This window comes from Pseudohongiella sp. O18 (assembly GCF_021729085.1).
GTDB lineage: Bacteria > Pseudomonadota > Gammaproteobacteria > Pseudomonadales > Pseudohongiellaceae > Pseudohongiella.
This window is the reverse complement of record NZ_JAJSAR010000002.1, coordinates 423,392-450,005: the sequence shown is the minus strand read 5'-3', so window position 1 is coordinate 450,005 and position 26,614 is coordinate 423,392. Positions and strand designations below refer to the sequence as shown.

30 protein-coding genes and 1 tRNA gene are annotated in these 26,614 nt (G+C 53.4%); all 31 read right to left on the bottom strand.

Going from position 1 to position 26,614, the window contains the following annotated elements:
- Positions 1-16: 16 nt before the first annotated feature.
- Entirely contained in the window at positions 17-844 is an 828-nt protein-coding gene (locus LVD14_RS09340; protein ID WP_237133819.1) for a hypothetical protein, read from the bottom strand.
- A gap of 566 nt (positions 845-1,410) precedes the next feature.
- Positions 1,411-1,518: transfer RNA gene (locus LVD14_RS09335), tRNA-Arg, on the bottom strand.
- Between the two features lie 99 nt (positions 1,519-1,617).
- Complete coding sequence (locus LVD14_RS09330; RefSeq protein WP_237133818.1) at positions 1,618-2,349, bottom strand: hypothetical protein; 732 nt, start codon at positions 2,347-2,349, stop codon at positions 1,618-1,620.
- A 79-nt stretch (positions 2,350-2,428) separates the two neighbouring features.
- Positions 2,429-2,680 carry a hypothetical protein gene (locus LVD14_RS09325; RefSeq protein WP_237133817.1) on the bottom strand — a complete coding sequence of 84 codons (252 nt, stop codon included), beginning with the start codon at positions 2,678-2,680 and terminating at the stop codon, positions 2,429-2,431.
- 58 nt (positions 2,681-2,738) lie between these two features.
- Entirely contained in the window at positions 2,739-3,143 is a 405-nt protein-coding gene (locus LVD14_RS09320) for a hypothetical protein (RefSeq protein WP_237133816.1), read from the bottom strand.
- The gene (locus LVD14_RS09315) at positions 3,140-4,930 is read right to left on the bottom strand and encodes a hypothetical protein (RefSeq protein ID WP_237133815.1); all 1,791 of its coding nucleotides are present in this window, start codon (positions 4,928-4,930) and stop codon (positions 3,140-3,142) included. The genes LVD14_RS09320 and LVD14_RS09315 overlap by 4 nt, the downstream gene beginning before the upstream one ends.
- Position 4,931: 1 nt before the next feature.
- Positions 4,932-5,780 (bottom strand): hypothetical protein, encoded by an 849-nt coding sequence (locus LVD14_RS09310; protein ID WP_237133814.1) that lies wholly within the window; start codon positions 5,778-5,780, stop codon positions 4,932-4,934.
- The gene (locus LVD14_RS09305; RefSeq protein WP_237133813.1) at positions 5,777-7,219 is read right to left on the bottom strand and encodes a hypothetical protein; all 1,443 of its coding nucleotides are present in this window, start codon (positions 7,217-7,219) and stop codon (positions 5,777-5,779) included. Before LVD14_RS09305 ends, LVD14_RS09310 begins: the two co-directional genes overlap by 4 nt.
- On the bottom strand, positions 7,203-11,672 hold the full coding sequence (locus LVD14_RS09300; RefSeq protein ID WP_237133812.1) for a hypothetical protein: 4,470 nt from the start codon (positions 11,670-11,672) through the stop codon (positions 7,203-7,205). Before LVD14_RS09300 ends, LVD14_RS09305 begins: the two co-directional genes overlap by 17 nt.
- Positions 11,673-12,070: 398 nt before the next feature.
- The gene (locus LVD14_RS09295) at positions 12,071-12,511 is read right to left on the bottom strand and encodes a hypothetical protein (protein ID WP_237133811.1); all 441 of its coding nucleotides are present in this window, start codon (positions 12,509-12,511) and stop codon (positions 12,071-12,073) included.
- A gap of 102 nt (positions 12,512-12,613) precedes the next feature.
- A complete protein-coding gene (locus LVD14_RS09290) occupies positions 12,614-13,072 on the bottom strand; it encodes a hypothetical protein (protein ID WP_237133810.1) in 459 nt (152 codons plus the stop codon).
- Positions 13,073-13,143: 71 nt separating this feature from the next.
- Positions 13,144-13,542: a phage tail terminator-like protein gene (locus LVD14_RS09285; RefSeq protein ID WP_237133809.1), complete on the bottom strand. Its 399-nt coding sequence runs from the start codon at positions 13,540-13,542 to the stop codon at positions 13,144-13,146.
- The gene (locus tag LVD14_RS09280) at positions 13,539-13,910 is read right to left on the bottom strand and encodes a hypothetical protein (RefSeq protein ID WP_237133808.1); all 372 of its coding nucleotides are present in this window, start codon (positions 13,908-13,910) and stop codon (positions 13,539-13,541) included. The genes LVD14_RS09285 and LVD14_RS09280 overlap by 4 nt, the downstream gene beginning before the upstream one ends.
- Positions 13,911-13,912: 2 nt before the next feature.
- Positions 13,913-14,302, bottom strand: a complete 390-nt coding sequence (locus LVD14_RS09275) for a hypothetical protein (protein WP_237133807.1) — start codon at positions 14,300-14,302, stop codon at positions 13,913-13,915.
- 70 nt (positions 14,303-14,372) lie between these two features.
- Positions 14,373-14,867: a DnaT-like ssDNA-binding protein gene (locus LVD14_RS09270; RefSeq protein ID WP_237133806.1), complete on the bottom strand. Its 495-nt coding sequence runs from the start codon at positions 14,865-14,867 to the stop codon at positions 14,373-14,375.
- On the bottom strand, positions 14,864-15,652 hold the full coding sequence (locus tag LVD14_RS09265; RefSeq protein WP_237133805.1) for a hypothetical protein: 789 nt from the start codon (positions 15,650-15,652) through the stop codon (positions 14,864-14,866). Before LVD14_RS09265 ends, LVD14_RS09270 begins: the two co-directional genes overlap by 4 nt.
- Positions 15,649-16,233 (bottom strand): class I SAM-dependent methyltransferase, encoded by a 585-nt coding sequence (locus LVD14_RS09260; RefSeq protein ID WP_237133804.1) that lies wholly within the window; start codon positions 16,231-16,233, stop codon positions 15,649-15,651. The genes LVD14_RS09265 and LVD14_RS09260 overlap by 4 nt, the downstream gene beginning before the upstream one ends.
- Positions 16,230-16,577 (bottom strand): hypothetical protein, encoded by a 348-nt coding sequence (locus tag LVD14_RS09255; RefSeq protein ID WP_237133803.1) that lies wholly within the window; start codon positions 16,575-16,577, stop codon positions 16,230-16,232. The genes LVD14_RS09260 and LVD14_RS09255 overlap by 4 nt, the downstream gene beginning before the upstream one ends.
- Before the next feature lie 62 nt (positions 16,578-16,639).
- Positions 16,640-17,791: a P22 coat - protein 5 family protein gene (locus LVD14_RS09250; protein ID WP_237133802.1), complete on the bottom strand. Its 1,152-nt coding sequence runs from the start codon at positions 17,789-17,791 to the stop codon at positions 16,640-16,642.
- 93 nt (positions 17,792-17,884) lie between these two features.
- A complete protein-coding gene (locus LVD14_RS09245; RefSeq protein ID WP_237133801.1) occupies positions 17,885-18,655 on the bottom strand; it encodes a DUF6651 domain-containing protein in 771 nt (256 codons plus the stop codon).
- Positions 18,656-18,772: 117 nt separating this feature from the next.
- Positions 18,773-19,222, bottom strand: a complete 450-nt coding sequence (locus LVD14_RS09240; protein WP_237133800.1) for a hypothetical protein — start codon at positions 19,220-19,222, stop codon at positions 18,773-18,775.
- A 2-nt stretch (positions 19,223-19,224) separates the two neighbouring features.
- Complete coding sequence (locus LVD14_RS09235; protein WP_237133799.1) at positions 19,225-20,310, bottom strand: minor capsid protein; 1,086 nt, start codon at positions 20,308-20,310, stop codon at positions 19,225-19,227.
- Positions 20,310-21,740, bottom strand: a complete 1,431-nt coding sequence (locus tag LVD14_RS09230) for a DUF4055 domain-containing protein (RefSeq protein ID WP_237133798.1) — start codon at positions 21,738-21,740, stop codon at positions 20,310-20,312. The genes LVD14_RS09235 and LVD14_RS09230 overlap by 1 nt, the downstream gene beginning before the upstream one ends.
- Positions 21,740-23,224, bottom strand: coding sequence for a terminase (locus LVD14_RS09225; RefSeq protein WP_411268287.1), 1,485 nt, complete (start codon positions 23,222-23,224; stop codon positions 21,740-21,742). Before LVD14_RS09225 ends, LVD14_RS09230 begins: the two co-directional genes overlap by 1 nt.
- On the bottom strand, positions 23,214-23,666 hold the full coding sequence (locus LVD14_RS09220; RefSeq protein WP_237133796.1) for a DUF2280 domain-containing protein: 453 nt from the start codon (positions 23,664-23,666) through the stop codon (positions 23,214-23,216). The genes LVD14_RS09225 and LVD14_RS09220 overlap by 11 nt, the downstream gene beginning before the upstream one ends.
- Positions 23,667-23,686: 20 nt before the next feature.
- Positions 23,687-24,322 carry a putative metallopeptidase gene (locus LVD14_RS09215; RefSeq protein ID WP_237133795.1) on the bottom strand — a complete coding sequence of 212 codons (636 nt, stop codon included), beginning with the start codon at positions 24,320-24,322 and terminating at the stop codon, positions 23,687-23,689.
- Between the two features lie 8 nt (positions 24,323-24,330).
- Positions 24,331-24,576: a hypothetical protein gene (locus LVD14_RS09210; RefSeq protein ID WP_237133794.1), complete on the bottom strand. Its 246-nt coding sequence runs from the start codon at positions 24,574-24,576 to the stop codon at positions 24,331-24,333.
- Complete coding sequence (locus tag LVD14_RS09205; RefSeq protein ID WP_237133793.1) at positions 24,543-25,262, bottom strand: lipase family protein; 720 nt, start codon at positions 25,260-25,262, stop codon at positions 24,543-24,545. The genes LVD14_RS09210 and LVD14_RS09205 overlap by 34 nt, the downstream gene beginning before the upstream one ends.
- A complete protein-coding gene (locus LVD14_RS09200) occupies positions 25,262-25,726 on the bottom strand; it encodes a cell wall hydrolase (RefSeq protein WP_237133792.1) in 465 nt (154 codons plus the stop codon). Before LVD14_RS09200 ends, LVD14_RS09205 begins: the two co-directional genes overlap by 1 nt.
- Positions 25,723-26,055 carry a hypothetical protein gene (locus LVD14_RS09195; protein WP_237133791.1) on the bottom strand — a complete coding sequence of 111 codons (333 nt, stop codon included), beginning with the start codon at positions 26,053-26,055 and terminating at the stop codon, positions 25,723-25,725. The genes LVD14_RS09200 and LVD14_RS09195 overlap by 4 nt, the downstream gene beginning before the upstream one ends.
- Before the next feature lie 185 nt (positions 26,056-26,240).
- Positions 26,241-26,612: a hypothetical protein gene (locus LVD14_RS09190; RefSeq protein WP_237133790.1), complete on the bottom strand. Its 372-nt coding sequence runs from the start codon at positions 26,610-26,612 to the stop codon at positions 26,241-26,243.
- Between the last annotated feature and the right edge of the window lie 2 nt (positions 26,613-26,614).

The window sequence follows — 26,614 nt, the reverse complement described above, 5'->3', positions numbered from 1 at the left end:
CAAAGCAACGGCGCGTTTACCCATTCGCCTGCCTTTGTTTGTTAGGCTCTTCGCTAGTAAATTGCAAAATGGTGAGAGAATCTGCAACCAAAGAGAGTATTTTCTCTTCCTTTCTGGTAATCACATTCTCTGTGACGCCCTTCAGGCTATCTAAAAGTCTCAACTGATTTTCACGAAGCTCGGCTGGGTCTATTAATTGCTGCCTAACATTCTCCACCACCTCAGATGGCTTATAAGCCTTACCTTCTGTTGGATTGCTACACCAAATAGGACTGGCACCAGTATCATTAAAATAGATAAAATGTGACTCGTTATCATCATAAATCGAAGGACAATCAGACAAATCTGCGAGTCTAAGTAGATCCAGATCCGGCTCCTCGCGATACAATTCTGACCTATCAAAAAGCATCGGGCATGCATAGTAAACTAGAGCGCCTTGGTTTCTATTGAGATTAAAAAGTAATTCATGCTGAGACTGACCAGTATTTATATTTTTGATTGTGTCTAAAGAAACTCGATAGTGAGGCCTGGCTGTAATTTGATGTGGGGTATGACGCATTCGCTTTTGCAGAGTTTTTACAACTTTGTATTGTAAAAAATACCCTAGAAAAAAGTTAGACAGGCTATACCCATCATCCCTAGCGCTAGCCTTCAGCTTATTAAATAGCGCGTCTTCACTTAGATCCGTTCGTACGAAAGCCTGATCAAAACCAACGAAACATTCTCGTTGAGGTGAATATTTGAAGAAATTGAAATTCCCTTCACCAAGTCCAAGCGTCTCCCTGAAAAGGTCAAATATTGGATTATGAAAATGCATTTCAAGTACTGTTTCGTTGATACTCATCTACGGAGTTGACCCTTAGTTTTTCTGCCTAACAGTTGTACAGAGCGCATACTTAGAATCTCAAGGTTATTGCACACTATCTCAATAAGTTCCTTTCCTAATTTGTCGCCCTAATCTTCGAAGTCGACGAAACTATTTTTCGGACCGGTTACTCAATCAGCAATTCAACGAGCGCCCGTGTTATTGGTTATGTGCGCATGCACACTATTTCCGAGTATCCAGGCACGCTACCGCCCAACGGGTGACTCCGTATGGACTGGACACCTGCGTATTGGATGCGGCCGAGGTTGAGAGCAATTGCCGAATATGTCCAGATTCAGGGGGTTATGACAATTAGACATATGGCTAATAGAGGGATTTGTGCGATGAATCACATTTTGGAGGACTTCAGGTTAAACCCGGCATGATTGATTCGTAATCCGCATTGGCGGATTACTCACCCCTTCGGGGCGCCCTGGCGGGGCGTCCAAATCGCATGCGATTTGTCGAACATATGTTCTCTCGTAGCCAGGTAAACCCTGCAGATACAAAAAAGCCCGCGCAAGGCGGGCTTTTTTGTATCTGTATGGCGCACCCGGCATGATTCGAACATGCGACCACCTGATTCGTAGTCATGCGGCTGTTTTTTAAGGCATTGTTTTTGTTACAAATTGTGGATGCCCGTTGCAACCCGCATGCACAACAAAGCACAACAATGCACGATCTGTCCCGCAAAACTCCCGCACGAAATTGGGAAGCATCGCGTGCGGGACATTCTAATGCAAAATTGTCCGCTAACGGACGACACTTTCCGTTAATTGAACTTCCCGATTGTTTGGGCCGAAAGGGACAAACTCTGTGCCTTTTTGTAGTATCTGCTCAGTAAAAGCGGGATCTAAAATACTGTCACTCCAATTGACCAGCGTCGTGAAAGTAGCTTGGTATCTTCTGCCGTAAATATCGCTATACCTGCAGACGCTCATAATTATTGGCTTTTCTTGCTGCTGGATCGCCTGAGCAATATCGGTCATATTAAATTGTGCTCGGCCCATCGATCGATTACCCACAGCAACAACACTGCCGGTACCATTGCCCAATGTTTCATCCACGTCCAATTCAAGCAGGTGATCATTCCCTTCACCAAACTTAAAAAAGAAGCAGGTACCACCAGAAACTACGTCTAGGGCTGGCGAAAAACCAGTGTTCTTCCAATTAACGCGAATCATGACGCTAACTATGTTTCCGTCATTATCGGTAACCCCAGCTATCTCAGTGACATCGATTGTCATATAGGCACGATTGTGCATCGTCTGCTCGCGGATGAGCTGATTAGCTGCCTGAGTCTCGGAAAGAGTTTTTCGCACCAAAATCGCCGCAACCAATGCCGCCACCGCACTTACGATAGCTGCAAATGCTGATAGCCAGGTGGCCAGGGATACTGTCGCGGCAAGTTTACCCAAGTCCACTGAAAAAAACGCCGCCACCAATAGTATTAGCGCGATAAAGGCAATTATGAACCAATGCATATCCAACCCCACAATCGGGCGTACAGCCCAAAACTTAAGTGTGCCGGAAAACTATGCGTTGCGGAATACAAGGAAGGATTTAGGAAATAGAAAGCCCGATGATCTGCAGCACAAAGCCAAATCCGATCAGCCAGATACCCCAGCCCGCGAGCGCCTTTTTCCATGGCGTCTGGTCGCTGGCAGAGCCTAGCCGCACCTTAAAGTCTTTGCCCTTGGAACTCTTCACCGGCAACGGTTTGCCCAGATCATATTTTAAGATGATCAGCACGCCCACGATGTCGAGTATCAGGCCTATCGTTATCAGCACGGTTGGGTCAATGTTTATTGCCATGTCGGGGCTTCCTTTTTGGCCGAACACCCCATTGTAGCACCTTCCCCGCCTTTCCCTTTCAAGCCTCTGGCAGCAGCCCCACAATAGCGCCAGCAACCTCAGCTGGTGTCGTTTCAGTGGTGAACACAAAATCGACCGCACAATCACCCGTGTACTCGGTCCCGATCCACCGGAACACGATCTTGTCAGTGACAAAATCAATCTCGGTGATCTCGGCCTGGGGGTGACTGGCTGAGGGCAGATCAATGATCCAGCCTCTGCCAGTTGACTGCACAATAATCGGCTGTGGCGGGTTTTCACCTGACTGAGCTAGGAAGTTCTCGATGGCGGCGATGGCATCATTGACGGCAAAGCCGGTCGACCACTCGAACGGGACAACGCCCACTGATGTCTTGATCGTGTCGTTTACGATGTCGCCGTAGTAGCACTCGACCTGCTGGCCGCTTACGCTCAATTCGATCATGATTCAACCTCTGTTGCGTGATAGGTGGCAACCACGTTCGTGAGCGCGGCGGTGGTCGCGGAAACTGGTTTCAGGGTCAGTTTTCGAGTCGCTGATGTTGTACCGGCGAAAGGCGTGCTGGTCAGTGTCACACGGTTTCGACCGACAACTACTGGAAAATTATCGACGAATTTCTTCCCTGTTGTGCCGTCACCAACATCAAGATTAAATGTGGCATTTGAATCAAACTCGATGAATTCAACAGCTGCGTTCGACGGGAAAGGCTCCTGATTGAATCCAGTGGCGTACTGGAGTTCGTTGGTCGCGGTCCATGAGTGCGACGGGCTTCGCACCTGGCGACTACGTGCTGGATTCGCGCCCATGATATTGACACCAGCAGCAGGCAGCAGGCCGTGACCCTTGTTGCCAGTCGAGTCGATAATCTGGCCGGTGTTGGATTGAGCATTGGCGGCGTTCCAGTGGCCGATGACTCCAATCTGCTCAACAACGGTGGCAACAATATTAAACTCATCCCCGGTATTTTTTAGGGTCGTAAGCCCCCCAGAGCTAGTAGCAAGGTATAGCTGCAATGTTGTTGACGTCGCGATAAATTCTATCTGAAAGCTTTTCCATGTGGCGTCGACATCGGGCAGCAAGATGTGACTAGCTGACTCGCCAACTAAAACAAGCGCCTGAGCCCCCGACGAGTTTCCCGCCTTTCTGTACACATCGATTCTTAATCTATTTCGCTTGCCAGCGGTTAATGTGTTTATTCTGCGGGCGTAGCGCTCGCTCGTCCCGGTGGACGAGTTTGTAATAGATAAAGTATTGTCGACCCCGCCAACACCATCGACGTTTCCCGCTGTAGCGGTAAACTGTACGGATGCATCCCAATTATCACGACCAGCACTAAAATCACCGGTATACACAGGCACCTGACTCGCATTCAAATCCTCCGGCGCAATACCAACCTGGCTATAACTGAGAACATCGGCAGCCAGATACTGACGGTTGAGCAATATGGCCTCGTAGAATACGCAGGGCTGTCGTGAATTTTGATCTCCACATATCGCCCAATAAGCCGCACCGGGGAAGTTGTATGGCGTGCCAGCAGGTATCGTCACGGAAGTACCGAACTGGTTTTCATCGCGGTAGAACGTCACCGATCCAGCTGCGCTGGCCGTTGGCCGCTTGACCGAGAATCCCCAGAACTTCGAGGCCAGGAATTCGGCAGAAGTAATTGTTGTGGTGGCTGAATACGTTGTGCCGTTCATCGCCAGTTTGGGCGTCACATTGCCGCCAGACAGGTCGAATACGATAGTCGGGTAATCGACAGAACTACCTGTTGAAGCGGCCGCTGCCGTGAACCGTGTTCCGGATGAAGCGGCATAGCCCTTAGGGGTGGCGCGCAAAATGACTGTAAAGTCACTTGCTCCAATTGCATTGGCAGTGTTGATCGTTGTCCGGATGCCGTTGCTGCCACTGGTGGCGGAAGTCATTGCAAGACGGATGGCGCGGGCCAGCGGGTGCGTGTAGGTCTGGATACTCGATATGCCGGCGATCTGTGTGACCGTCTGTTGAATTGATGCCGCTTCGTTTTTGCTGTTCAGGGCTTCGGTGGCAGAGCCTGATGCGGCCGCTGCTTGTGCGGTTGCAACGCCTTCAGCGGCCTCTGCTCGGTCTGCGAAAGGCTCTACGGCTGCCACTGCATCGTCCGCCTTTCCATCCATGAAATCCAAGGCATCATTTATCTTGGTAGGCAGCTCGGTATCGTCGCCAGCTTGGATGTAATAATCAGAAATTGGCATATCAGTTTTCCTCCAGCACCAATGTTGAGCTGTTGCCGTTAAAGAATCGCGCCCTGCGGGTGGCCTGGCTGTTTCGTTTGTAAATTGAGTTACCGAGGTACTTGGTGTACCCGGTTGCGCTGGGATTGGGGATTATATACACATTGCCGCCCATGCCGATGGCCGACATCAGGTCAAGGAATGTGTTGTTGTTCAGGGTTTCCATCAATTCGAATTCCACGCGCAGTGATCGGCGCGCCGGCATGGCGAATGTGTGAAGCCCTCCCCCGCGGGATTGTTCGTGCTCAGCGTCTTCCTGAATGCCCTGGTCATACCCGTAGCTGAAGTTGTAGTCAGGCGACCAGCCGAAAAAGAGCGCGACCGTATCGATTCGCAGTACATCATCCGGCGAGCCAGTGGCATCGATGTCGATCTGAAACGACTTAATCAGAGCGGTGTCAAAGGTCAGCGTGTAAACGGGATCGAGTCGGTTCTCCAGTTCCAGGTACCCATCAATCTTGTGAACACCCGCGATCAGCTCACCAAAGGCGCGATTGGTCAGCGGCACTTTTGACGTGCTGTCGAATAGCAGCGTGCCGGTCTGGTTTTCACCTGAGTACAAGCGCAGCCGGACAGTCGCGGATCCGGTGAAGTTGTGGCCCTTAATCATCAGGGCGTTCACGTTCACTGCTGTGGCTGAGGTGCCTTTGATTGCGAATGATGTGGTCGAGCTAACATCCCACCTGGTGGGAATGTCTTTAATGCCATTGGTCAGGTTACTCAGTGGGTGTGCTGCATCAGCTGAATGGGTGCTGGTGACCGTCATGTTCTCCAGCTGATTGACGGTGCCAATCATGATCTTGTAGCTCATTTCCACACCCTCAGCTGGCAGGTTCTTCGTGTGAGGTTTTTCCGGTTCTCAAGCACCACAAAATCAGCGCCAGCAGATAAACCATAATCCCTGTGCGTGATGGTAATGGTGTCGGCGATATCGTCAGCGATGAACGTCGCATCACCTTTGAATGCCCACTGCTGACGCTCGACGTCACGCAAGTTCCAGCGCCGATCCAGTTCGTCAGAGGCGTCAGTTGATTCATAAATCAGTGTGTCGACTTTGGCGTTCTTTACGAATGGGTAACCGGTCAGGGTTCGTGTCTGCTTCGCGTAGGTGTGCTCGCGGCTATACAGCAGCGCGTTGGCAGCAGAAACCGATCCAGCGAGGGTGTCAGTACCCTGCACCGCCCAGTTGCGCCGGTAGCCAAGCTCAAGCTGTTTGTAAGGAGGTTCGCGAGCATCAAGCGACATGAAGCCGCGCACGTTTGCATCTGTGACAGTGCGTGTTGATGTTCCACCATCGCTGATCTGAATGACGTCCAGCTGCCCCGCATTGTTGATGCGCGGATTCAGACCCAGGCTGTCGCACATCTCTGTCAGCATCTCCCGGGCGCTGCCGTACTGATAGAACGCGTAACCGATATCGTCTGTGGGCGCGGTGTCGAGCGTTGACCCCAGTGGGATCGAAATCTGCATGTAGGCATTCATTTGCTGCAGCAGGTACTTCAGGTTGCTCGATAGCCATGCCGGGTTTGGGTTCGGCGGAACGCCCGGGCGTATGTCGATCGTTACACGCCCTGATGGGGGCGCTGTCAGCTGAACATCGATGCGCAACCCATCGCCTGTACCGTCCGCGATGAAGTTGATCGTGTAGCCACTTAAAGCCACGCCGTTATCACGAACTGCCTCTGGCGAGGCAATGATGTTCGGTGTGTAGTAGGTGAACTTGTCGGACCCGGTGCGAAGCGGCTCAAAGTTGAACACCCGGCCAAAGACGAACGGCAAACCGGCAGCGGCACCCAGGCCATTACCGTTAATCAGCTGATCAAAGTAGATGCTTCGCAGATCATCGAATTCAAAACGGTACTTATCCGGATGCGGGCAGGTGAAGCCAGCCGTCTTGTTAAAACCCTGAAGCCGAAAATCAGAGCGCGGCCACGACTTGTCCCCGAAATAGACATGGAAGTCATACCCGATGAAGCGATAATTCCGCCAGGCATCGTCGAGGTTCTTGATCTCGATGGCGCTGATCGTTGAGCTATCCAGTACTTCATCAATGACGACTTCATTCAACACAACCGGTTTGTAGTTCGGCGCATCGATGTCGGTCGGGTCTTCATAGCCAGCATCTGACAGATACAGGGTCTTTACCGAGCTGCCGTCATGGTGCTTTGCTTCGATCAAGACAACGGGATTGCCACGTCCGTTTGAGAGCTGCTGCAGCCAGTTGCGAAAATCGCTATCCGATATTGCCAACTGCCTTCCTCCCGTTGACGCGCTTGAGCTCGTCATTCATTTCAGAGTCAATGCGGGCTTGTCGGTCACGCTGGCTGGCGGCGTCCTCACCGATCATGGCAACGGTTTCGCGCAGGCGCACAACTTCGTTATTCAGCGACTGGATCTCGCGCACCATGGCGCCATCGTTGGCAGCAGTGCGAACTGGACCTGGCAAACCGTTGTTCATCGGCACGATCAATTCTGTACCGTGCAGCATTTCAAGGTGGCCGCTGGTGGGTCCGGTTGAGATACCACCCTGCGCAAAGCCGGTCGGGTCGATACCAGCAGCGCGAAGCGCCTCATAGATTCCCGATTGCGTGTATCCGCCCACATCAGCGAGCTGGGCGGAACCAATGCCAGCCGCAACCGCATCGTTATAGATTTGTCGAATGGCGGCGGTTTCGCGCTCAAAGTCACCTGAACCGATACCGCCAATGGCGGCGATGTGATCGATGATCTGGTCTGCGGTGTAATTCAGATTGAAGCCCTGATCAGTCAGAACCTTTTCGCCGGCGCTTCTGGCAAGCGTGCCAGAGCCGTAGGATTCAACAGTCCGCTGCATATTGCCTGCAGACTGAAGGAATGCACTCATGACACCGGCAAGCTGACTGGCCATCGCCGGGGGCAGGTCGGACAGTTTGCCGTTGATGCCTTTGAGTTCATCAATGATCGAGCCGTTGACGCCAGAAGCAATCTCAGCCAGTTCAGAATCCAGTCCCGCCAGCGCATTGAGCAGAGCCTGGTTCGCAGCTGATGGGTCAAAGGTCGAACTGCCCAGCGATCCGCCCAGCTGATCCATGACGGCCAGCACTTCAGTGACGACATCCCGGCGACCGGCACCACTGGCGAACTCACGATCTGCTGCAGTGACATAGGCCTCTGCTGCGTTCTCGATACGTGCCGCGGCATCCATATCACCGGACAAGGCAGCAGATGCCAGCTGACGGAACTGCGACTGTGCCAGATCAAGCTGGCCAGCACCTGACAGGTTGGAGAACTCACCGAGCTGCAGCCGGACCGTGTAATCGGATATCGACTGAGCCAGGCGCATGCGCTGGTTGTGAAGCTGCTCTTCGGCTCTCAGTTCATCCTGGTGCTGCCGGGTCAGCAGATCGCGCATCTGCTCGATGTGACGAATCTGATCGGTGACCGTGGCATCAATCTGGAACAGCGGAGAGACGCCCATCAGCTCATAGGACTGAGCCTGCATAGACTGGCGCATGGACCTGATCGATTCCATCTCACCCAGCATGGATTCGATTGCATCAAGGCGCTCTTTCTGCAGCCTTGCCTCGGCTTCAGCTGCTTTCTTGGTTGCTGCGGCTGAGGATTCAGCGGCTTCTGCCGCGGCGACTGCTTCGGCTTCCTGTTCGATCAGGGCGGTCGATAGCAGGGATATTGCTGCCTCTGCACTGCCTGCGCTTCGAATTGAATCCAGCAGCGCCTCATCAAGCCCAGTGGCATAATCTGCCAGCTGGTCGATGAAGTAATTGATCTGCGCCAGCAAATCCCCGGCCAGCTGGCCGTTGCCACCGAGACCCATAAACGTGCCAAGGCTGCCCGGTGTGGCCTCTTCATCCAATCCGGCCAAAGTTGCGCGTGAGGTATCCAGCTTGCCGCCCAGCTGCTCAATCAGGCCGAAGAACACATCATGAACGCCACGGAACTGTTCGATCACCTGAATGGCCTGGGCCTGATCTGCGCGACGTGCGAAACCGGTGACCTGTAGTCCTGATGAGAACGGATCGACCTGGAACGTGCGTGACGGATCGGCGCCGGGAGTTGGAGCCACAAGGAAGCCGGCATTCTGCCGAACCTTGCCGTCACCACCGGTCATGACATCAACCATTGAGCCGAGTGATGAGCCGATGAACGCACCGAGCGGGCCGCCAAGATATGTGCCAATTGCGGTGCCGATAGACTGACCAAGGGCCGACTCAGCCTCTTTGCCGAATATCGCCTCGCCAAGTTCGTTACCAGCAAAGCCACCAGCGAAACCGGCGCCGATATTCATGCCCAGGTCTTTCAGGCCGCTGATCAGCTGATTGGCATTGAATCCGCCCTGGGTAGCTGTCGGCAATCCTGTCGACCAATCCGCACCGGTTTGCACAGCATCACGCAGGCCAAGGCCTGACAGGATATCGGTCAAGCCAGAGTTCTGCCCGAGCTGACCACCGAATCGAGACAGCAAAGCGCCAGCAGCATCACCGGCAAAACCAGAGCTGTCCAAAATGCCCTGAATACCACCCGCGGCACCACCAGGAGTCTGAATATTGAATAGTTTGGCGAGGCCAGACAGCGCCAGCTGCCCGGTCATCTCAAGCAGCATGCGCTCGAAGGAATTGGCCAAGGCATCAAATGCGTTTTCACCATCCTGAACCATGTCAGCCCAGAAGCGGCCAAACTCGCGGCGGGTTTCTGCCCAGTCTTCCTGCATCTGTTTGGCAAGTTGCGCTTCTTCTTCACGCAGCTGCTCAGCAGCCCGGGCGGCATCGTCAGTGGCTTCAGTGGCTACGCGTATCGCCTCTTCCTGATCGTATCGAAGCCCGACCTCTCGAGCGATCGCGGCCAGATCCTGTGGCGACTGATCGAAGCCTGCACGAACAATAGCGTTGTAAATCTCTCTCTGGCGACCAGACAGAGCAAGTGAAGCCTGACGCTGACGCTCAGCCAGTATCATTGAAGACACTTTCTCGGCCTGATCATCGAGAGCATCGGTCAGCTTTTTCTCTGCTTCCGCTTGAGCGTCGGCGGCTTCTTCTTCGTCGTAGCGAAGCTCAGCCAGGCGTTTAATCTCCTGACCTGTAGCAGAGGCAGCATCGACTTCAGCCTGACGCAGCGCGATATGCACTGCCCGCTCACGATCGGTCATGCCGATCATTTCAATTTCGTCTTTCAGTTTGGCAACGACTTCAGAGGCTTTGTCAGACATCTCGCCAGTCGCTTGCGTCGCGCCCTCTGTGGAGCCGGTCAGCGCGTTGTATTCGTTGCGCAGCAGCTCAAGGTCGATCAGAAGCTGCTGGACCTGTTCGCTGTTTGCTCCATAGACGGCAACAGCCTGGTTCAGCATCATCGACGTAGCAGTGATTTCGGTCTGCAGCTGGCGGCTGTGGGCTGAGCCCATTTCCTCGAGTTCGTCGTTCAGGCCTGAGATGCTGTTTGTAGCCTCGTCGGCTGTGTCGCTGACATCACTGAAGGCGCTACTAAGCTGCCATGCGGCTAAGCCAACAGTCGCAATAATACCGGCGGGCCCGCCCAGGAACCCTGCTGTTCGCCCAAGAATGCCCAATGCGCGACCGCCGAGGGTTGCGGTACGGGTATAAGCTGCAGTGGCAGCATTCGCAGCAACTTGAGAGGCTGTCAGCTGTTGGTTTGCAGCAGCAAGACGAGTGATTGCGCCAGCTCTCAGCGTATCATTGTGGGCCATCTGCAGGCTTCTCGCCGCTGCCGCCTGCTCCTGAACCGCGCGCTGCAGGGCCGAGTTTGCGAGGTCTCTTTCAGATTTAAGCAGCGCCACATTGGCAGCGATTTTTGTGTAAGTAGCTGTTGCGGAGGTAGCAATCGAAGCAGCCACTTTGCCGGCGTAAATAGTGGCAACGACTTGCCCGATGGTGACAAGTGTGTCCAGATTTTCAGTCAATCCTTCAACGGCAACTGTGGCCGCCTGAATACCACCGGCGAACGCGTCAGTGGCGCCATCGTCACCGATCTTGCGGAAAAACCCGTCAACAGCATCTTCCAAGTTGGAGAGCATGCCCGGTATGCGCTCCATCTGGTCTTCCATAGCCGTGCCGAACTGGTTTTCACCAATTCGTGTCAGATATTCTTCAATTGCCGCTGATTCTTTATCGACAACCGTGGTGACGCCCTGGAATGTCAGAGCAACTTCATCACCCTGTTGTTTGGCTCGAATACCGAATTCTTTCAGACGCTCAAATTCAAATGTAGAGGCATCAGCAACAGCCTCGATCATTTGCATCATATCTTTGCCCATTGCGGCAGCTGTGTTGCCGTATGAGCGAAGAGCGCGCTCTGAAGGGTCAAGGCCGAGAGACTTCAGGCGAATGAATGCAGTAACCGACTGATCAAGCGTAAACGGTGTTTGCTCAGCAAATTCTGTCAGGCGCGCAAACGCTTCAGAGGCGCCATCAACACTGCCGGTCACAGTTACCAGCGAGCCGCGCAGCCTTTCGGTCTCGACAATAGTCTGTTTGAAACCGTCCACAACCCTGTATACGCCAACGCCGGCCAGAACTGCGGATGTGGCAGCAATCGACTTTGTTAAGGTGCTGAAGCCCTGCTCTGCCCTTTGTGTGGATTGATTCAGCTGCTTTTCAGTGCGGCCCCCTGTCACCGCCAGAGAACGCAATGAGTCCTCGCCCTTTGATAGCGGGCGAGTATCAATGCCGATTTCAATATTCGCTATATCCATCTACGTCCTCAATGCCTCACGCCGTTTTCCGAGAGGGTCTTCCTCGGACACGTAAGGCGGCGGTGAATCTGGGGCTTTGTGTTTAGTCAATCCGTTGACGTGGGTGATCGACATTTGCATGAGCAATCGCTTTTCCCACACTGTCATATCAAGCTGGTTGGCTCGGTCAAATGATTCGAGCTCTGTCCAGGTTAAGGGGGTCGGTCCCCCGGTGGTTTGAAGAAATCGACCAGAGTGCCGAAAGTAGCTCAGAAGATAACGGCCATTGGTTGGCAGAGGGGCTTTGTCATACTCAACCTGGTAGTATTTAAACTCGGCCTCTCGGCTCAGCCTTATGCGGTCTTTATCTTCGTAATCAGGCACGACTTGCAGCCATGCCTCGTGATCCACATAAAGGATCAGCTGTCTTTCGACATCTCCAAAAAATTTGCTTCATCACCGAATGCTTTGTCGACCTTGCGGCGGACGGTGCCAATCAGCAGATAAAGACGTTTGGCATTTTCCGGCGTGCATTTGAGTGGCTTGCCTTTTTCGTACCACCCGGTCCATGAAACTGTGATTTCTGCCAGCGATTCGACGTCCTTTTCCTTCTGGGCCTTGACCATTTCTTCGGTCACCGGTTCTGGCTCGGCATCCTTGCTGTTTTTCTTGTCCCGATTCTTCAACTGCAGCTCACGAGCTCGCTTTGCTACAAGGCGCGCATGCTCGTCGGTGTCAGGCCCGTAGATTTCAATCGTGGCTGGCTTTTTGGTGTTCTCGTCAATGATCAGCGTGCCATCTGGCATACGAAAATCAGTCACGACAGTAGTGTTCTTTTTAACAACAGATGAAATATCCATTAACTTCATACCTCGCAGTTTTTAAAGTGTCATCCGAATCACCAGGGGAACGGTGGATGAGTCCGCTTTCAGCTGCGCGAGCCTACCCCCGGTGAACTGGTCTTAGCTCGGCGCGTCAACGTGGACTGGGCGACCAGAGATAGCCAATGTGGTGGCCAGGCCGATGGGGGTATTGGCGCCACCGGTCACAGTGCGCACACCCATGCAGTTGGCGCGGTAATAGATAACCGCACCGTCCGGCAGGGTTTTCTTAACGGACACTTTCGAGCGGGCAGCATGTGCAGTGCGCAAAATCGCAACACCAGCATCTGCCGTGGTGGTGTACTTCATATTCAGGTTTTCGTTACCGTAGTCGGTCGCACCTTGAGCCTTTTCAGTGTCGCCGGTACCGGCTGGCACGAACGTCACAGGGCTGTCGTTTGCGCCGGTTTCGCCGAACTCACCAACGACATCAATGTCGGTGTAAGTCAGTGCAGCAAAGCCAGTGGAATCGTGCGTGGCGGGCGCTGCCGCTGAGACAGCAATCTCAGTGCCCACCGTGGGCATAAAGTCAGTAGACATAATGTCACCTCATATTTCAGACATAAAAAAAGCCCACCGAGGTGAGCCATTAGGGATTGCGGCAGGGCCGTCTATCGAGCAGTGAATGCCATAAACGACAATCGCAGCACGATCTTGTACCAGCCTTCCTCTGGAGCACCTGGTGAGCGGCGATGCTCGGTGATCCTGACTTTCTGGCCGGAATATTCGTGAATTGAGTACAGTTTGAAGTGTTCGAAAATCTGCCCAGCTTTGGTCTTTGCCGCGACCGCACCGGTGTTCAGCGGGTATCGCAGAATCACCTGAAAAATACCAAGCTGCCGGTCGCAGGTGTTCACGGTTTCTGGCATCTTGTCAGAGTCAAAAACCGTGATTTCTGCGTATGCTGTGCCTTTCACTGGCTCATATTCCAGGTTCTCGTGCGCAATAGGCAGCCCGAAAGCGCCGGCGATGAACGACGACACCAATGCTTGATCAACAGCAATTTTCATTTTCTGATCTGCGCCGCCATTCTGTTCAGGTTGCTCTGAACCCGTTGCACGTTTCTCGCTACCATGGCGTCCTTCTCTTCCAGCACGCCGATGTACGGCAAATTGTTTGTCAGGTAGCTCAGTGAAATTCCATTGATCTTGCTGGACACTTCGTCGATGACCGCTGATCCATTGGTATCGAGTCGGTCAACCTCACCAGACATCGGGACATTTTCGGATGCCTGCCAGTTGCCGCGGGCACGACCGGTGTCAACTCGTGTGTCCAATATGACGCCAGAGAACACTTCCATTTTCACAGCACGGCCAAGCTGGTCGACATCGCTGCTTATCCGCTTAGTGATGCGATTCATGTCGGAAAGAAAGCTCACGTCTATCTCCGGATCGTCAGGGAGTAAACAAGATTGTCGTTATCGAGTGTCGATTTGGTCACGCCAATGACCTCCCATGCAGCGCCCTCAAGCGTGACAGTCTGCAAAGGCTCGGGCGGCCACTGCAGGTTTTGCCCTGCAATCTTCAACGCTCTGAGATTGGTCTCAATGAGCGTGCCGCCGACGAATCGCTGATCAAATGCCTCGACAGTTCCTTTGCTCGCCGGCAGTGGGATCGCGTCAACTGTTTGATTTTGAGTCGTTGGAGAAGTCACCGCGCCAGTTACCGGGTCGACATCACCGCCGACTTGTCGAGTTATGACAATCTGCGTGCGGAACTCTGTAATAAGCTCCTGCGCAATATCAGCCATCTCTTCCGAAAACTGACTCATACAAATTCCAGATATAAAAAAGCCCGGTCAGTGCCGGGCCTTGAATGTTGGTTTTCGTTTGATGTAGCGGCTATGCCCTGACAGCAAACAACCCGCTGCGTTTCAGGAAGGTGCGAATGATTGTTTCACTGGGCTGGTTCTTCGAAACTTTGCTGACGTTCGAGGGGTTCGCATACTTCACCGTGACTGCTCCCTCAACGCGCTTTTCTACCACCGGCAGATTGTCTGGCGGATTATATGGATCCGCACCCTGACTGATCTCGAGAGCAAGCGCAAGCTGTGCACTTATCACCTGGCGCGGGATTTCAGTGCTGGACCACGACCAATCCTCAATAAACAAGTCGGTGCGTGGGAAAACGGTGGGCTGGTTGCGATTGACCAGATAACCCTGAATTTTCGGCTCCAGCGAATTGATGTAATCGCAAGCCTTGATCAGAAAGGCATCACTGGCAGCCTCGTCAGCGATCGTAACGCCCCGGGCTGCAGCATAGGCAATAAAGTCCTCACGGTTTACCCAGCTGTTCGCGCCTGCAACGATGGAGCCATCTTCAACGGTAATGGTCATAGTGTTGGAAGCCACTTGTTCAAAATGAAATCGACAGCCTGTGCAGTTTCATCGATTCGCCATTGTCCATACGCAGAGCGGGCGAAAAACGCTTTGCGGTCAGCAATGACCGGGCATTTCTCGCCAGCAAGCTCGTAGTATGCCGCACAGGGCGCACAATCTACAGCAATACCTTTTCGAAGCGCTTCAAACCCTGTAGTGCTGTTATACATCACAGCGATTCCTGCGCCGTCCAGAGCCTCGTCCAGTGAACCGGGCAGCGCCGGATAACCTGGTAAGTCTACACCGCCGCGAGGATGTGGGCGATATTTTACGTCAAACCCAGTGGCCTCATATTCGGCAGCCTTGCTCAGCAGATAGTCAGTCTGGTCGATGCCGCCAAGGGCAGAATCGCCGGGAACCTGCCCGATCAGCAGCGCATAACCTTTCTTGCGCACAGCCTTGTCGACTGTAATGCCGAGGCTGTCAAAGCGGTCTGACGGACACTCAAAGGCAGGCGGGTTATTCAGTCGGCCATACGAAATCTGATAATGCCCGCTTTGCTTTTCAGCAATCGTATTGACTCGTTGGAAGTAACCCGATTCAACGACAAACACCGGCTTTCCCGCGTGAGCATCAATGATGTCAGATCGGATGCCATGGACAAAAACCAGATCGGCATCGAGTCCCTGACCCGCCCATTTGTCGCGGTTGATTTCTGTTGTCTGATGGCCGGCCCGGGTGAGCCACAACGCCAGCATGGCCATAAAGAAATCGTTGCGCTTGGTATAAAGTGCAATTTTCACCAGTTCACCGCCTGTATGTTACCGTCAAACCCCTGTCGCGCGGGAAAGGGGAAGAATTTCGCCAGCTTCTCAATGTCGCCGCTGTCCATGTGGAGCGAATCAATCACTTCCTGCGGGACAGTCTTATTTCCGACAATGACGCTGATGTTATAGCCATAGGTTTTAACCTTGGCTCTTGAGCAATCGAAACCGGCCAGAATCAGGTTGTAGAGCAACAGCCCGGCATTCCAGAGCGTAAGGTGACCGCCGACAATCGCATGCTTCAGGGGCGGCACAGTGACCGCTAGAAGCCCCTCAGGCTTCAAATCAGACTTACACTTTCTCAGGAAAGCATTCACGTTGGGCTGATGCTCCAGAACGTGGGATGCCCAGATACAGTCGAACTGTTCACCGCCAAGACTCAAATCAAGATAATCGATGCCGATATAATCGGCGGGCGGAATCAGAGAGACAGTTGTTACCGTTTTGCCAGCCTCACGGAAGGCCGTTGCGTGATCACCGGCACCAGAGCCCACATCCAATATGGTTCTGATGCCTGGATTGTTTGCGATCACATGGAACGCAAGCTGCGATGTGCTCACTGCTGATTCTGACTCTCTGTGTGAGTCTTCAGCATCGCCTGCAATTCTTCGATCTTCGCATCTTCAGCGAATTCGATTTCCGCGTCAGTCAGCTGCTTTTTCACGTCAGCTGTGTAGTCTGCCAGCAGCTTTTCGAAGTCTTCCTTTTTCTTGGCCGTCTTCGGAATTTCAACACCGCCATCCTCAAGGATTTTGGTGATGTCTTTGACGGTCGGGCCGCGGCCGGCGGCTGGCGAATCGTCATCATCGAGCTTCTTGTGAAACTCAGGGTTGAAGTCCTCTTCATTGATGACAACGTGGTCACCCTGCCCTTCGCCCCACGGTTTAACTTTGATCGTGTTCATATCAGTCATCCTGTTTTATGAATTTACGGGAGAGGCGAACCCCTCCCGATCATTCAGAGGGTTTAGCCAAGCAGCAGAGCGATATGCTCAGTCTTGACCGCTTTAACACCCCATGCCAGCGCAACCTCGTACTGCACTTGGCGGTACTGCTTATACATGGAGATTTCAAAGCTCAGGCCTGATCGCGGATCAGTGACGATCTGACGGTCAGCTGCTGAGTCACCTTCTTCTGGCAGCGCAGGTGCACGAGTGGCCAGCGCAATCGCAGAGCGAGCAAACGCCATGTTGCGGGCAGAAGCTGCCACAACAGTGATGTTGGTCGCTGATGCTGGGATTGCTTTTCGAAGGCCAGGCGCGGCCAGCGTGATAGTGCCGCCGCCCGATACATCCGCATCGCCAGTTACAACAACATACTTGTTGCTGTCGCCAGCGAATGTGATGACATCACCGGCCAGAATTGTGCCAGTACCAGCAGATGCCAGGGTGATTGCGGTTGCGCCAACGGCATAACCTGCGTTGTTGGTAGTAGCGCTCGCGCCAGTACCAGCAGTTGCAGTGACAACCAGGCCTGATTCACGGATATCCATACCATGAAGCGGCAGCAAAATACCCTGGCGTTGGATGGTGTCGGTACCGGACTCATTGACCTTGGCTTGCTTACCAAGGAATGAGGCACCGGCAGTGGTATCGATGACCAGCTGACGATCACCAGGCGCGCCGTTGTCCTTCAGAATCTTCAGGACATTTGAGCCGTCGCTGTAATCACCAGCAGTGCCAAACGGTGTGCTACCTGCACTGCCGTAGGCGCGCGAGGCGTAAATGTGAAGTCCGGCCAGATCAGCCTCGACTTCGTTCACCAGTGTGCGCATTGCCTGGGCAAACTGATCACGCATGATGTTTGCTCGACCAGGGCCACCGTTGTTCACACCCAGCGTCTGCTCACCATTCCAGCGAACAGGCACTCGACGTGCTTTGGTGATCGACATGCTGACATTGCCGATGGTCTGGTCACCGTCATCAGGCGGTGTGACGTTAGGGGCGATATCAGATGCGGTTGCAGCAGGTGCAACATGCGCGCGGACGGTTTGGCCAACCGCGGCACGCTCGAAGGTCATGTCAGCTGAAACAGCCGGAATGAAACCGGTCAGCTCTCGTGACACAACATCCATGCCTGCATAGATGTCAGGGATCAGGTTCGTAATAGTGTTAGCCATTTTCAATTTACCTCAAGTTTCAGATGGGGATTGGTAGATGTGCTGGCCATCCGGCCAAGTGCGCCGCTCCCCATCCGGGTTGCGGCAAAGACGTCATTCGACGATTTCGGCTTTGCCTTCTCTCGCCTCGCCGGCCACTTTCGCCTGCTCAGCTGGGCTGAGAGCGCCGAACTGTTCGCGCGTGAAGGTGCGTTTACCGGCACCGCCACTACCGCTCTGACTGCCAGCACCACCGCCAGAGGCGGCAGAGCCTTTCAAAATGTTTTCCTTATAGGGGTATTGATCGACGAGGATTTCCAGCGCCTCATCAAATTCAGCTACCTCACCAGGCTTGGCGCGGCTGAATATCTTGTTTCCGGACTGATCGAAAGCAACCACTTTGCCGTCTTCGACTTTGAAGTTATTGCCGAATCGGGCCTGCACCATGTCTGCCGGGATGATGAATTTCTCGCTGATTGCCTTTGAGCGCGAGAACGAACCGCCAATCTTTTCCTGATACAGATCACCCTTCAGCTTGTCGCGCTCCTGCACAACAGGTGCATACTTATCTTCGACAGCCTTGATGGCTTCGGCTTTCACCTTCTCGACTTCGCCGGCATCAACCAGCTTTTTGTCATCGAGATTCTTCACCGTGCTGAGCGCTTTGATCGCAGCAGCAGGGTCGTCAATGCCTTCAAAAGTCTTCAGGGTTTTCTCTGCAGCTTCGGCGCGTTCGCGATGGCTCTTGGCCTCACCATTGAGGCGGGAGATAGTTGCAACGGTGCCAGGGGCATCAAAAGCAATTTCTTTCCCGTCATTGTCGACATAAACAGGTTTTCCGTCCTGTACGACAACGTGTCCATCTGCATCAAGTTTCAGTTTCATGGTCACTCCTGGTCATCCGACCGTACTTGCGGCATCCGCCGCGTGGCACCTGTCTGCATCCGCAGGCCAGGCATAAAAAAGCCCCGCATTTGCGAGGCTTGGTTAAAGCAATTTTGGCTACCACCAATGCGCTTTGCGCATGGCTTTTGTCATTCCTTTTTCCATCAAAAGATTGCAGCCATAGTCATGGCACACTGGGTGACCTTTGTAGCTGCCCCAGTTGTTGTTCTTGGTGTCAGTGAAAAATGCCGGAATCTTTTCAGGATAGCGCTTCAGCTCTTTTGTGCGCTTTTGAATCAGTATCTTCCCGCATGGGCTGATGAACAGGCATGGAGCGAACCACTTGGCAAGCTCAGTAGCCATGACGTGCCGCCACGCTTGCCACTCAAGGATGTTCTGATGATATTCGCCATCGTATTCAATCTTGACGACGCAATCGGGGAAAAGCTGGCACTCATATGTTGCTCGGCTAATCCCAAACCCAATCTGTGGGCCGCAGATAAAATCGAACATATCGGCGCTGATCGCATCGCCAGAAAACAATGCTCGTACATCTGTGCTTGCCACGCCTACAATCCCGCCCTCTCGAACGCCACCGGCTCCAGTTCTCGCATTTCAGCAAGCGTTGTCGGTGTGAAATTCTTGTTCAATCCGATTTCAGCGAATCGCTCGGCAGATAACCCGCCTTCTCGAAGCAGCTTTCCTCGCACCGGGCCAACGACGCTATCCTGAAAGGCTGCAGGCTGACGCTTGAGCCATCCGTAATAGGTAGTGTCTGCATCGACCCGGGCAACACCGCCCTTGCCTCTTGCGCTTCTGGTGCCGCCCTCAGAGAGAAACGAAAACTTCTGATTCAGAACCGCAGCTGTGGTACTTCGACAGCGGATGTGGATCGGTGGCCGCGGGCCTTTGCCAATCGGGTACACCTGGCCGTCGAGTGATCTACAAACCTGAGTGGTTCGACTATCGAGCGTAGACACCCACTCAACGCCTTCCACAATGTCGGGGTTCTGGCTCCAGGTCTCTTGCCGGGATATCGAGGCAACATGCTGAACAGCTGTTCTGACAACCGCCTCAGCATTACGATTCGATATCGCAAGGATGCCATCTCGGTAACCGTTTGCCCGGGTACCGCGGACACGTTGCAAAATCTGGCTGGTTGTCTGGCCTTCGAAGTAACCTTGACGAATTGCGCCTGAAACGCGCTTTACCTCCGTTGCTGACCAGTCTTTGACAAACGGTTCAAGCAACTTGCCCTGATCCGGCCCTGACACCGACAGTGGTGCTGCGGTGACTGCAGCCCATACTTGATTTGCAGCGGGTATCACTGTTTCAAACGCGCCCTGGGCAACAGCATTAAGCGATCGTGCCTCGAACCCTGCCTCGTACTCAGATAGATCAATCAAATTGCCGCTGAGCTCGTCCCAGTATTCAGCATAGATGGCGCTAAGGTCTGCCCGAACGGTTGCCAGTAGGCGTTCCAGTCTCGTGCGTGAATACGCTGTTATCTCTTCGCCAGACAGTCGCAGCCTGATGGATCGGTCGATCTGCTGCAGAAAGCTGGCGAACTGATTGACCTCGCCTGACTTCAAGCGTTCGAGATAGACTTGGTGGCGAGTTGACTGCTCAATGAGCTGCTCGAGCGCCTGTGCCATTACGCATCACCAAGATTAAGCCCGGGCGGATTGGCGCTGAGTTCTTCATCAATCTGTTCGTCCGTTTTTTCCGGATCCACCAAACCTGTCTTGCGCTGCCAGTTGCGCATATCAGAAAGCGGCCATTGGCCTTTGTCCCACCACAGAGCAGCCGCGGTCAGCATCTGTGGATCGAGCTGCTTGCGCGTATAGTCCTGGTTTATTTCGTAGATCGCATCGCCTTCGACATTCATGAAGCGCTTGATCCACTCCAGGCATTTGACATAAGCCTCGGAGACATTGGAAACAGCCAGCGACAGCACAGAATGCTCCTGCTCGTTGTCGTCCTGCGCTTCAGTTGCAGTCTTCACCGCACCACCAGGCTGAACCAATCGGGCGCCCAGTGAATTGATCATCTTTTCGATGTATTCACGTTCACGCTCTGCCTGAGTGTTGCCTTGGGTCTGCAGCAAATCGGCTGTGGCATTTTCAGGCAACAGTAATGGCGCGTTCGAGCCGAAATAAATGCCCTGCTTTTCCATGTGATCACGCCACTTCTCTGTCAATCCGGTGATTACAGGTTGCGCCTGGCCGGTCATGTAAGCTGAATGGCGACAGTCCGCACCCACCTGGTAATGAGCGATCTCTTTCTCTGCCATAGACAGCATCGGGGATTTGTCGGGGCTCGGGTCATTGTTGACTGACCCGACGAAGGTCAGGGGTATCTCATCCCACTTGCTGCCCTTTCCGTCGAGGATGAAAAACGGCTGAGTAAACAAAAACCATTCATCTTTGTCTTCGCGCTTGCGCCAGACTTCCTGCGTGTAACCTTCATCAGTCAGCCTCAGAACGCGGTACTGTGGAATTGTCTCAACACCGAAACCGTCTTCAGTTTCTTCCTCGTGATCCTCAAAGATCACCACCAGGTCGAGCTTGTACTCAGCGCCGACACGGCGGGTGCGCCAGTTCACAACCCGGCGCGCACTGATACTGGCAACGGTCGCGCGGATCCGGCCTGAGCGCAGATCAGCCTGTGATGCCGGTCGCTGTGTCTGGGGATAATCAACAAGCAGCGCATGCCGGGCACGCTTCATGACATCAGAGAGGACAAGCTGTGACTGCTGGTAAATCGAAAGCCCGCTGCCGTCGATATCGCTGCCGACATAATCAATGGCGCTCGGTACGGTGAGCGTTGGCACCTTCTGAAAAGCCGCCCCCACCAATGACGAAAGCGTTCTCTCTGTCGCTCCCCACAGCACAGCTCTGGCCAGATACTGGCGATACCGGGCCTTGTTGGCCTCACTGGTATCCTTGGGCATTGGCATTGGCAGAAACTTGGTCTCTGCCTCTTTGATCGCCTGCTGGCTCATGACAGCATCAACAGTATCCCAGGCATAGAGGCAAGACTGGTACTCGCCCCGCTGGAATGTTACATCGTTGGTTTTTGCCATTAGTAAGCCATTTCCATTTTCATTGACATTGCAATCTTGCGGATGTTTTTAACTGCCACTGCGAAATATCTGAATGCGTCGGCGCCATGACTGGCCCAATCGTGTAACGGTTTGTCTTTCCAGCAGCCTTTGTCGCCGTCCCACTCTTTGCGGTATGCCTCGAGACACTTAACACCAGCCTCAGTCGGCACTTCATCGAATACACAATGCGGAAGCACTTCACGCACCGATTCAATACCGACATCGATACTGCCGTTGGGGACAACATTGAAATCGATTGAGTACGTTTCGCCGTCGATGTCATAGCCATCTCTGGCCATTTCTCGCCGTGATTTTCCGTTGCCCGAGAAATCGCGGTTTTCAATATCGTGGGGCGCCCAGTGTTCCGCGTAGGTATATCCACGCTCTTTGAGCACCTTCAGGTAGTGCTTCAGGCCTTCGCCTGAATTCTCGTAGTAATCGATGATGTGGTACTCGTTACCCACCATCCGGACAAACCAGATTGCGGTCGAATCACCAACGCCGATATCCCAGAACGTATAGACCGGAAGGTGAGAGTTATCCGGCGCTTTGCAAATCCGTCCATCTTTGTAGATTTCTGCGAATTGCTTGGCGTAGTAAGCGCCCTGAATGGTCTGGGCAAACGCCTCTGCAGGAATAGATGGATATTCCCGCTTGATATCATCGCCGAGCGTTTTTTCCTTGGCGGCATACCAGCGCTTTTGGCTGTCGGTAAGGGAAATCCCCTTGCCTTCGATCTCGCTGAAGTAATTCTGAAGCCTCTCCGGAATTTCAGCGCTGCTCTCGAGCGTGTATTCTGGGTTTCGCCACCATGGATAGAAAAAGAATTGCCAATCAAGCGCAGAAAGTTCGCGCCCTTTGATCTGTAGCTTTTCAGCATCCTGGCAATAGTCGTAAAAGTAGCCCTGACGCCCCTCAGCCGTTGATTCAATCGTGATCTGGCAAGTGCTCGAAACTGCCTCGAACGCACCGGTAACAATTTCCCGGGCCTTTTCTGGATACTTCGCGCAGATCTTGCCGAATTCAGATACATGGAGCTTTCTGAGCGTGCCACCACGAAACGAGGTGCTGACAGTTACCGAGCCGCCATTTTCAAAAACAAGCTCCCCCGCCCGATCATTTCTGGCCGGGTTGGCCTTTTTGATCAGAGTGGGCAGGCTGTCGTAAGCGTATTTGACCTTCTCCCTGAATAGCCTTTTCGCATCATCGAGATTGTGAGCAATCATGGCGCACTGGCCAGATTCAAATAGCGCACTATCAAGCTGTATGATGCACTGCTCAGTCGTGAAACCGAGCTGCCTGGCTTTGAGAATAATATTGCGAGTGTGCTGGCGATCGTAATAATCGCGCTGCTCCGGGTTCATCCGGAACTTAACCCGCCGGCCCTCTTTGTTCTTAATCCAGTAGAGGTTGTTTAATCGCCAATCCCGGTTGGTAAGATTGGCAATTACTTCACTCGGCAGAGCCATTGCTGATATGTCGCATCAGATCAGCGAGTTCTTCGCTGACCGACTCCTTAACCTCGTGTTTCTGCCGGTTTGTGAAGACCTCGCCCATTTCCTTGGCGGCCTGTTCGTAAAGACTCGCAGCCAGAACCATGTTTCCCTGGCTCTCAGCCTTGGCGGCCATGCGCTGCAAAGCTCGGAGCCTGACTGGCTTATGACTGATGGCAATGTCGCTGGTGTCCTTTAAAAACGCCTCTCGCGTGGACTCGAACAGTTCCTTGTAGACCTTCCCGACTTTGGCGCCGGCGCGCTTTGTTGGGTCGTGAGATTCGACATACTGGCGCGTTACTTCAACAGCGAATTCGTTCTTGACAGCCTCGACCACTGAAGATGGCGCATCGAAACAGGCAACAGACTGCGTGATGAATGCTCTGATTGTCGCATCAACTTTTTTTGCCATGGCCTTTGTCTATACTTGTCTCAAGAAGCCAGCTTCATCTGGCAGGTTCCGCAGGCTGCTGAAATGTTCGCTCGGGAGACCTCCGGTTTACTGTTTGCGGCCTCGACCAGTTCCTGTAGTTTTCCATCTGGGCTGATAGCGCCATATCGTCTGACAACGCCGACAAATTCCTCGACGTCATGCCCCTTCAGCTCAAACATAGGTCTGCCAGTAGTCCTGCTGAACTTGGGAGCGCCGAACGGGTCACGCTGTTGTGCACAGTGGTAAAGCTCATGTTCGACCAGTGCGCAGAAATCAGCATCAGCACAGCTGTCGCAGTACCTCGCATCAAGCGTGATAACGAAATCAGGCAGAATATCTCCAAACCATTCGTGCATTTGCATCTCTTGGCGGGCTTTCTGCCATTTGCCGCACCTGAACTGAAGCTCTTCAGCCATGCCGAGGACTTTGCGGCCTTTGCGCGAGTTATCGACGGCTGCCCACAGGAAGCCTATCTGTGCGTGCTCAAGGTGAGCGTGATCTGGATTGTATAGCTGGCCCTGCTCACTGATGATCTGATCGCATACCCAGTGCCAAACCTCTGGGGCCGGCACGAAATACTTGCTCGTATCGAAAAGGGTTTCAGGCGGTACGGGGCGGTGCACCAGATCAGACATAATGGGTTTTAAGTATCACAACCCATGGCTTCAGCCAGAGCAATGATCTGATCAATGCTCGCGCCCTGGATAAGCTCGGCATCAGAGACGCCAAGCGCACGGCCTGCGGCCTCAGACTTTGTGAACGTGCCGGTGTAGTCGAACTGTCCGCACCAGGCGGTTGCGTTACCGGGTCCAGTTGGAATTGACTGCGTTCCAGTGCATGCGGTCAGCATGGCGATCAGTGCGATAAAGATTGCTGCGCGAGTCTGCATAGTTCTAGTTCCGTTATGTAGTCGGTCAGTTTGTGGTCAGACTTTCTCTGACGGAATGTGAATAAGCGATCAGCGAACCTGGCCAGCGGGCCGGGGTTGATCATGTAGCCGCCTTCGTTGTCGATGTAGAGCAGCCCGCCTGCGTGGCTGTATCCGATCTTCGGATATCGGCAAACAACATCAGAGCCGTTCTGCACTCTCAAATACGTGCCTTTGTAGTAAGCGTCGCGGATCTGGGCCTGCGTGCTGACTCTGGGCTGGCCGTAGGTGATAACGCGCGACGATCCATGTGCGTGGTGGTGCTGGGCAGCAATAGCCAGCAGCAACGCAATGGCGCCGCCTCTGCTGTGTCCTGCGAATATCAGATTGTGTTCCGGGTACTGGCTCAGGATCTTGAGCATGTCCGCTTCAAGGCTTTCAGCGCCTTGCACAAATCCCCGATGAGCCTTTATGCCGTGCCAGCGCTTGCGCTTGACGACCTTGAAATTGCTCAGCCAGTCGTATTTGTCATCGGTGCCGCGTATCACCACATAAACCGTATCGGTTGTGATGTAGGCGCAGCCATAGTCATGGCCGTTGGTGAACATCTGGACACCAACAATTCCCAGTTCTTCAGCCAAGTCGCTGTGCTGGTAGACATCGCGGCAGAGAGTGGCGATCTCGATCAGCATCTTGAACTTGGGCATTACTTGATACCAGAGAAAAACCTGTGTTTGCCGATCTCGATAAACGAGTTGTTGCCCTTTGCCCAATCAGGGCAGCTAGCCGATTTGTGTAGTGCGGTGGTCAGGTAGTGCGTGGCACCGCCTGTCTCGTCTGGCGCGTATCCGTCCAGGGCATCGATCAGCGCTTTCAGTGCCGCTCTGCAGGTCTTTTGCTGGATGGCGTGACGATAATCAGCCTTCAGCGTGTCCAGCAGTGTTGAATTCGGGTCATTTGGATTCCAGCAACTGAATTGCCAAGGCTTCAGGCAGACAGCTGATACAGAATGATCTGCGTGGCTGGGAACGCCTCTGCCCCACCATGTCCGGGCTTTCATTCGGTTCATGATGCAATGAGCAATGGCGGTTCTTCCGGCCTGTGAGCAGCCTCTGGCTTCGCCGTGGATGGTCAGAGCGCCAACCAGGATGTCGATGTCAGAGACATTCATGGTTGTATAGCCTGTTGCTGGAATTTCTGCTGGCTCTCTTGCTGTCTCTCAAGTTGCCGCACAAGATCTGATATCCGATCTGCGAGATTGCGCGTGTTTTCTTCGATTCTTGCTAAAGCTACAGCCTGATCCTGTGAGCTTTTTGAAATGGCGACATAATCAGCCGTCAGGCGGTCAATGTCTCTTCGGTTGGAGTTAATAGCGGCTGTCCACTGACTTCCGTGCCAGACAACCGTGGCCGCTTGAATCAATAGCGCCACTATCAAAGTGATAGGCACCGACTTAGACAGATGCCAGCTTTCCTTTAAAGGCTTCTGCTGATCAGACATCAAAACTCCGAGCATAAAAAAACCGCCCGAAGGCGGTGTGGGGGAATTCGCGTCGTCCAAAAACGCAAAAACCCCGCCGAGGCGAGGTTTCCGAAGAGGGTCAATAAGACCAAGTTATATCAAAATGGTAGCCGGACAGCCGGACACTTGCAACATTTTTTTGTACTAATTGATCGTGATTGAAATCAGGCGATATTCTGCGCCCTTTCTGCCAGATTCCCCATCGCTCCCCAGATTGTAGCCAGGGCAAAATCCCTGTCTTGAGCGACAGCGTGTTTTGATCTGCGCTGGATTCTGGCTATATCGTTTATTGATCGGTTACAGACATAGAGTGAGTAACAGACATTGCGTGCGCTTTCGGGTAAACCAGAAACCAGCCGATCTATCCGCATGGCCTGGTCATCATCAATATCAGGGTAAGGTTTCGCCCGGCACTCGCGCCACCCTTGCAACATGAGAATCACCCAGGCCGGGTAGCTGTTCGCGCCGATACCTTCACGAGCCCATTGGCCCCAGGACCAGATCATGATGTCATCTTCTAGTTTTGCTGCTGTCATTG

What these genes read in the sequence shown, in the direction of transcription:
- LVD14_RS09255 (WP_237133803.1), bottom strand. Translation starts at nt 16,577, where the DNA reads ATGAACACGATCAAAGTTAAACCGTGGGGCGAAGGGCAGGGTGACCAC.
- LVD14_RS09340 (WP_237133819.1), bottom strand. Translation starts at nt 844, where the DNA reads ATGAGTATCAACGAAACAGTACTTGAAATGCATTTTCATAATCCAATA.
- LVD14_RS09295 (WP_237133811.1), bottom strand. Translation starts at nt 12,511, where the DNA reads ATGGATATTTCATCTGTTGTTAAAAAGAACACTACTGTCGTGACTGAT.
- LVD14_RS09215 (WP_237133795.1), bottom strand. Translation starts at nt 24,322, where the DNA reads ATGTCTGATCTGGTGCACCGCCCCGTACCGCCTGAAACCCTTTTCGAT.
- LVD14_RS09315 (WP_237133815.1), bottom strand. Translation starts at nt 4,930, where the DNA reads ATGCCAATTTCTGATTATTACATCCAAGCTGGCGACGATACCGAGCTG.
- LVD14_RS09235 (WP_237133799.1), bottom strand. Translation starts at nt 20,310, where the DNA reads ATGGCACAGGCGCTCGAGCAGCTCATTGAGCAGTCAACTCGCCACCAA.
- LVD14_RS09195 (WP_237133791.1), bottom strand. Translation starts at nt 26,055, where the DNA reads ATGTCTGATCAGCAGAAGCCTTTAAAGGAAAGCTGGCATCTGTCTAAG.
- LVD14_RS09270 (WP_237133806.1), bottom strand. Translation starts at nt 14,867, where the DNA reads ATGACCATTACCGTTGAAGATGGCTCCATCGTTGCAGGCGCGAACAGC.
- LVD14_RS09210 (WP_237133794.1), bottom strand. Translation starts at nt 24,576, where the DNA reads ATGCAGACTCGCGCAGCAATCTTTATCGCACTGATCGCCATGCTGACC.
- LVD14_RS09330 (WP_237133818.1), bottom strand. Translation starts at nt 2,349, where the DNA reads ATGCATTGGTTCATAATTGCCTTTATCGCGCTAATACTATTGGTGGCG.
- LVD14_RS09275 (WP_237133807.1), bottom strand. Translation starts at nt 14,302, where the DNA reads ATGAGTCAGTTTTCGGAAGAGATGGCTGATATTGCGCAGGAGCTTATT.
- LVD14_RS09190 (WP_237133790.1), bottom strand. Translation starts at nt 26,612, where the DNA reads ATGACAGCAGCAAAACTAGAAGATGACATCATGATCTGGTCCTGGGGC.
- LVD14_RS09285 (WP_237133809.1), bottom strand. Translation starts at nt 13,542, where the DNA reads ATGAAAATTGCTGTTGATCAAGCATTGGTGTCGTCGTTCATCGCCGGC.
- LVD14_RS09220 (WP_237133796.1), bottom strand. Translation starts at nt 23,666, where the DNA reads ATGGCAAAAAAAGTTGATGCGACAATCAGAGCATTCATCACGCAGTCT.
- LVD14_RS09325 (WP_237133817.1), bottom strand. Translation starts at nt 2,680, where the DNA reads ATGGCAATAAACATTGACCCAACCGTGCTGATAACGATAGGCCTGATA.
- LVD14_RS09245 (WP_237133801.1), bottom strand. Translation starts at nt 18,655, where the DNA reads ATGAAACTGAAACTTGATGCAGATGGACACGTTGTCGTACAGGACGGA.
- LVD14_RS09310 (WP_237133814.1), bottom strand. Translation starts at nt 5,780, where the DNA reads ATGAGCTACAAGATCATGATTGGCACCGTCAATCAGCTGGAGAACATG.
- LVD14_RS09300 (WP_237133812.1), bottom strand. Translation starts at nt 11,672, where the DNA reads ATGGATATAGCGAATATTGAAATCGGCATTGATACTCGCCCGCTATCA.
- LVD14_RS09205 (WP_237133793.1), bottom strand. Translation starts at nt 25,262, where the DNA reads ATGCCCAAGTTCAAGATGCTGATCGAGATCGCCACTCTCTGCCGCGAT.
- LVD14_RS09290 (WP_237133810.1), bottom strand. Translation starts at nt 13,072, where the DNA reads ATGTCTACTGACTTTATGCCCACGGTGGGCACTGAGATTGCTGTCTCA.
- LVD14_RS09230 (WP_237133798.1), bottom strand. Translation starts at nt 21,740, where the DNA reads ATGGCAAAAACCAACGATGTAACATTCCAGCGGGGCGAGTACCAGTCT.
- LVD14_RS09320 (WP_237133816.1), bottom strand. Translation starts at nt 3,143, where the DNA reads ATGATCGAATTGAGCGTAAGCGGCCAGCAGGTCGAGTGCTACTACGGC.
- LVD14_RS09250 (WP_237133802.1), bottom strand. Translation starts at nt 17,791, where the DNA reads ATGGCTAACACTATTACGAACCTGATCCCTGACATCTATGCAGGCATG.
- LVD14_RS09200 (WP_237133792.1), bottom strand. Translation starts at nt 25,726, where the DNA reads ATGAATGTCTCTGACATCGACATCCTGGTTGGCGCTCTGACCATCCAC.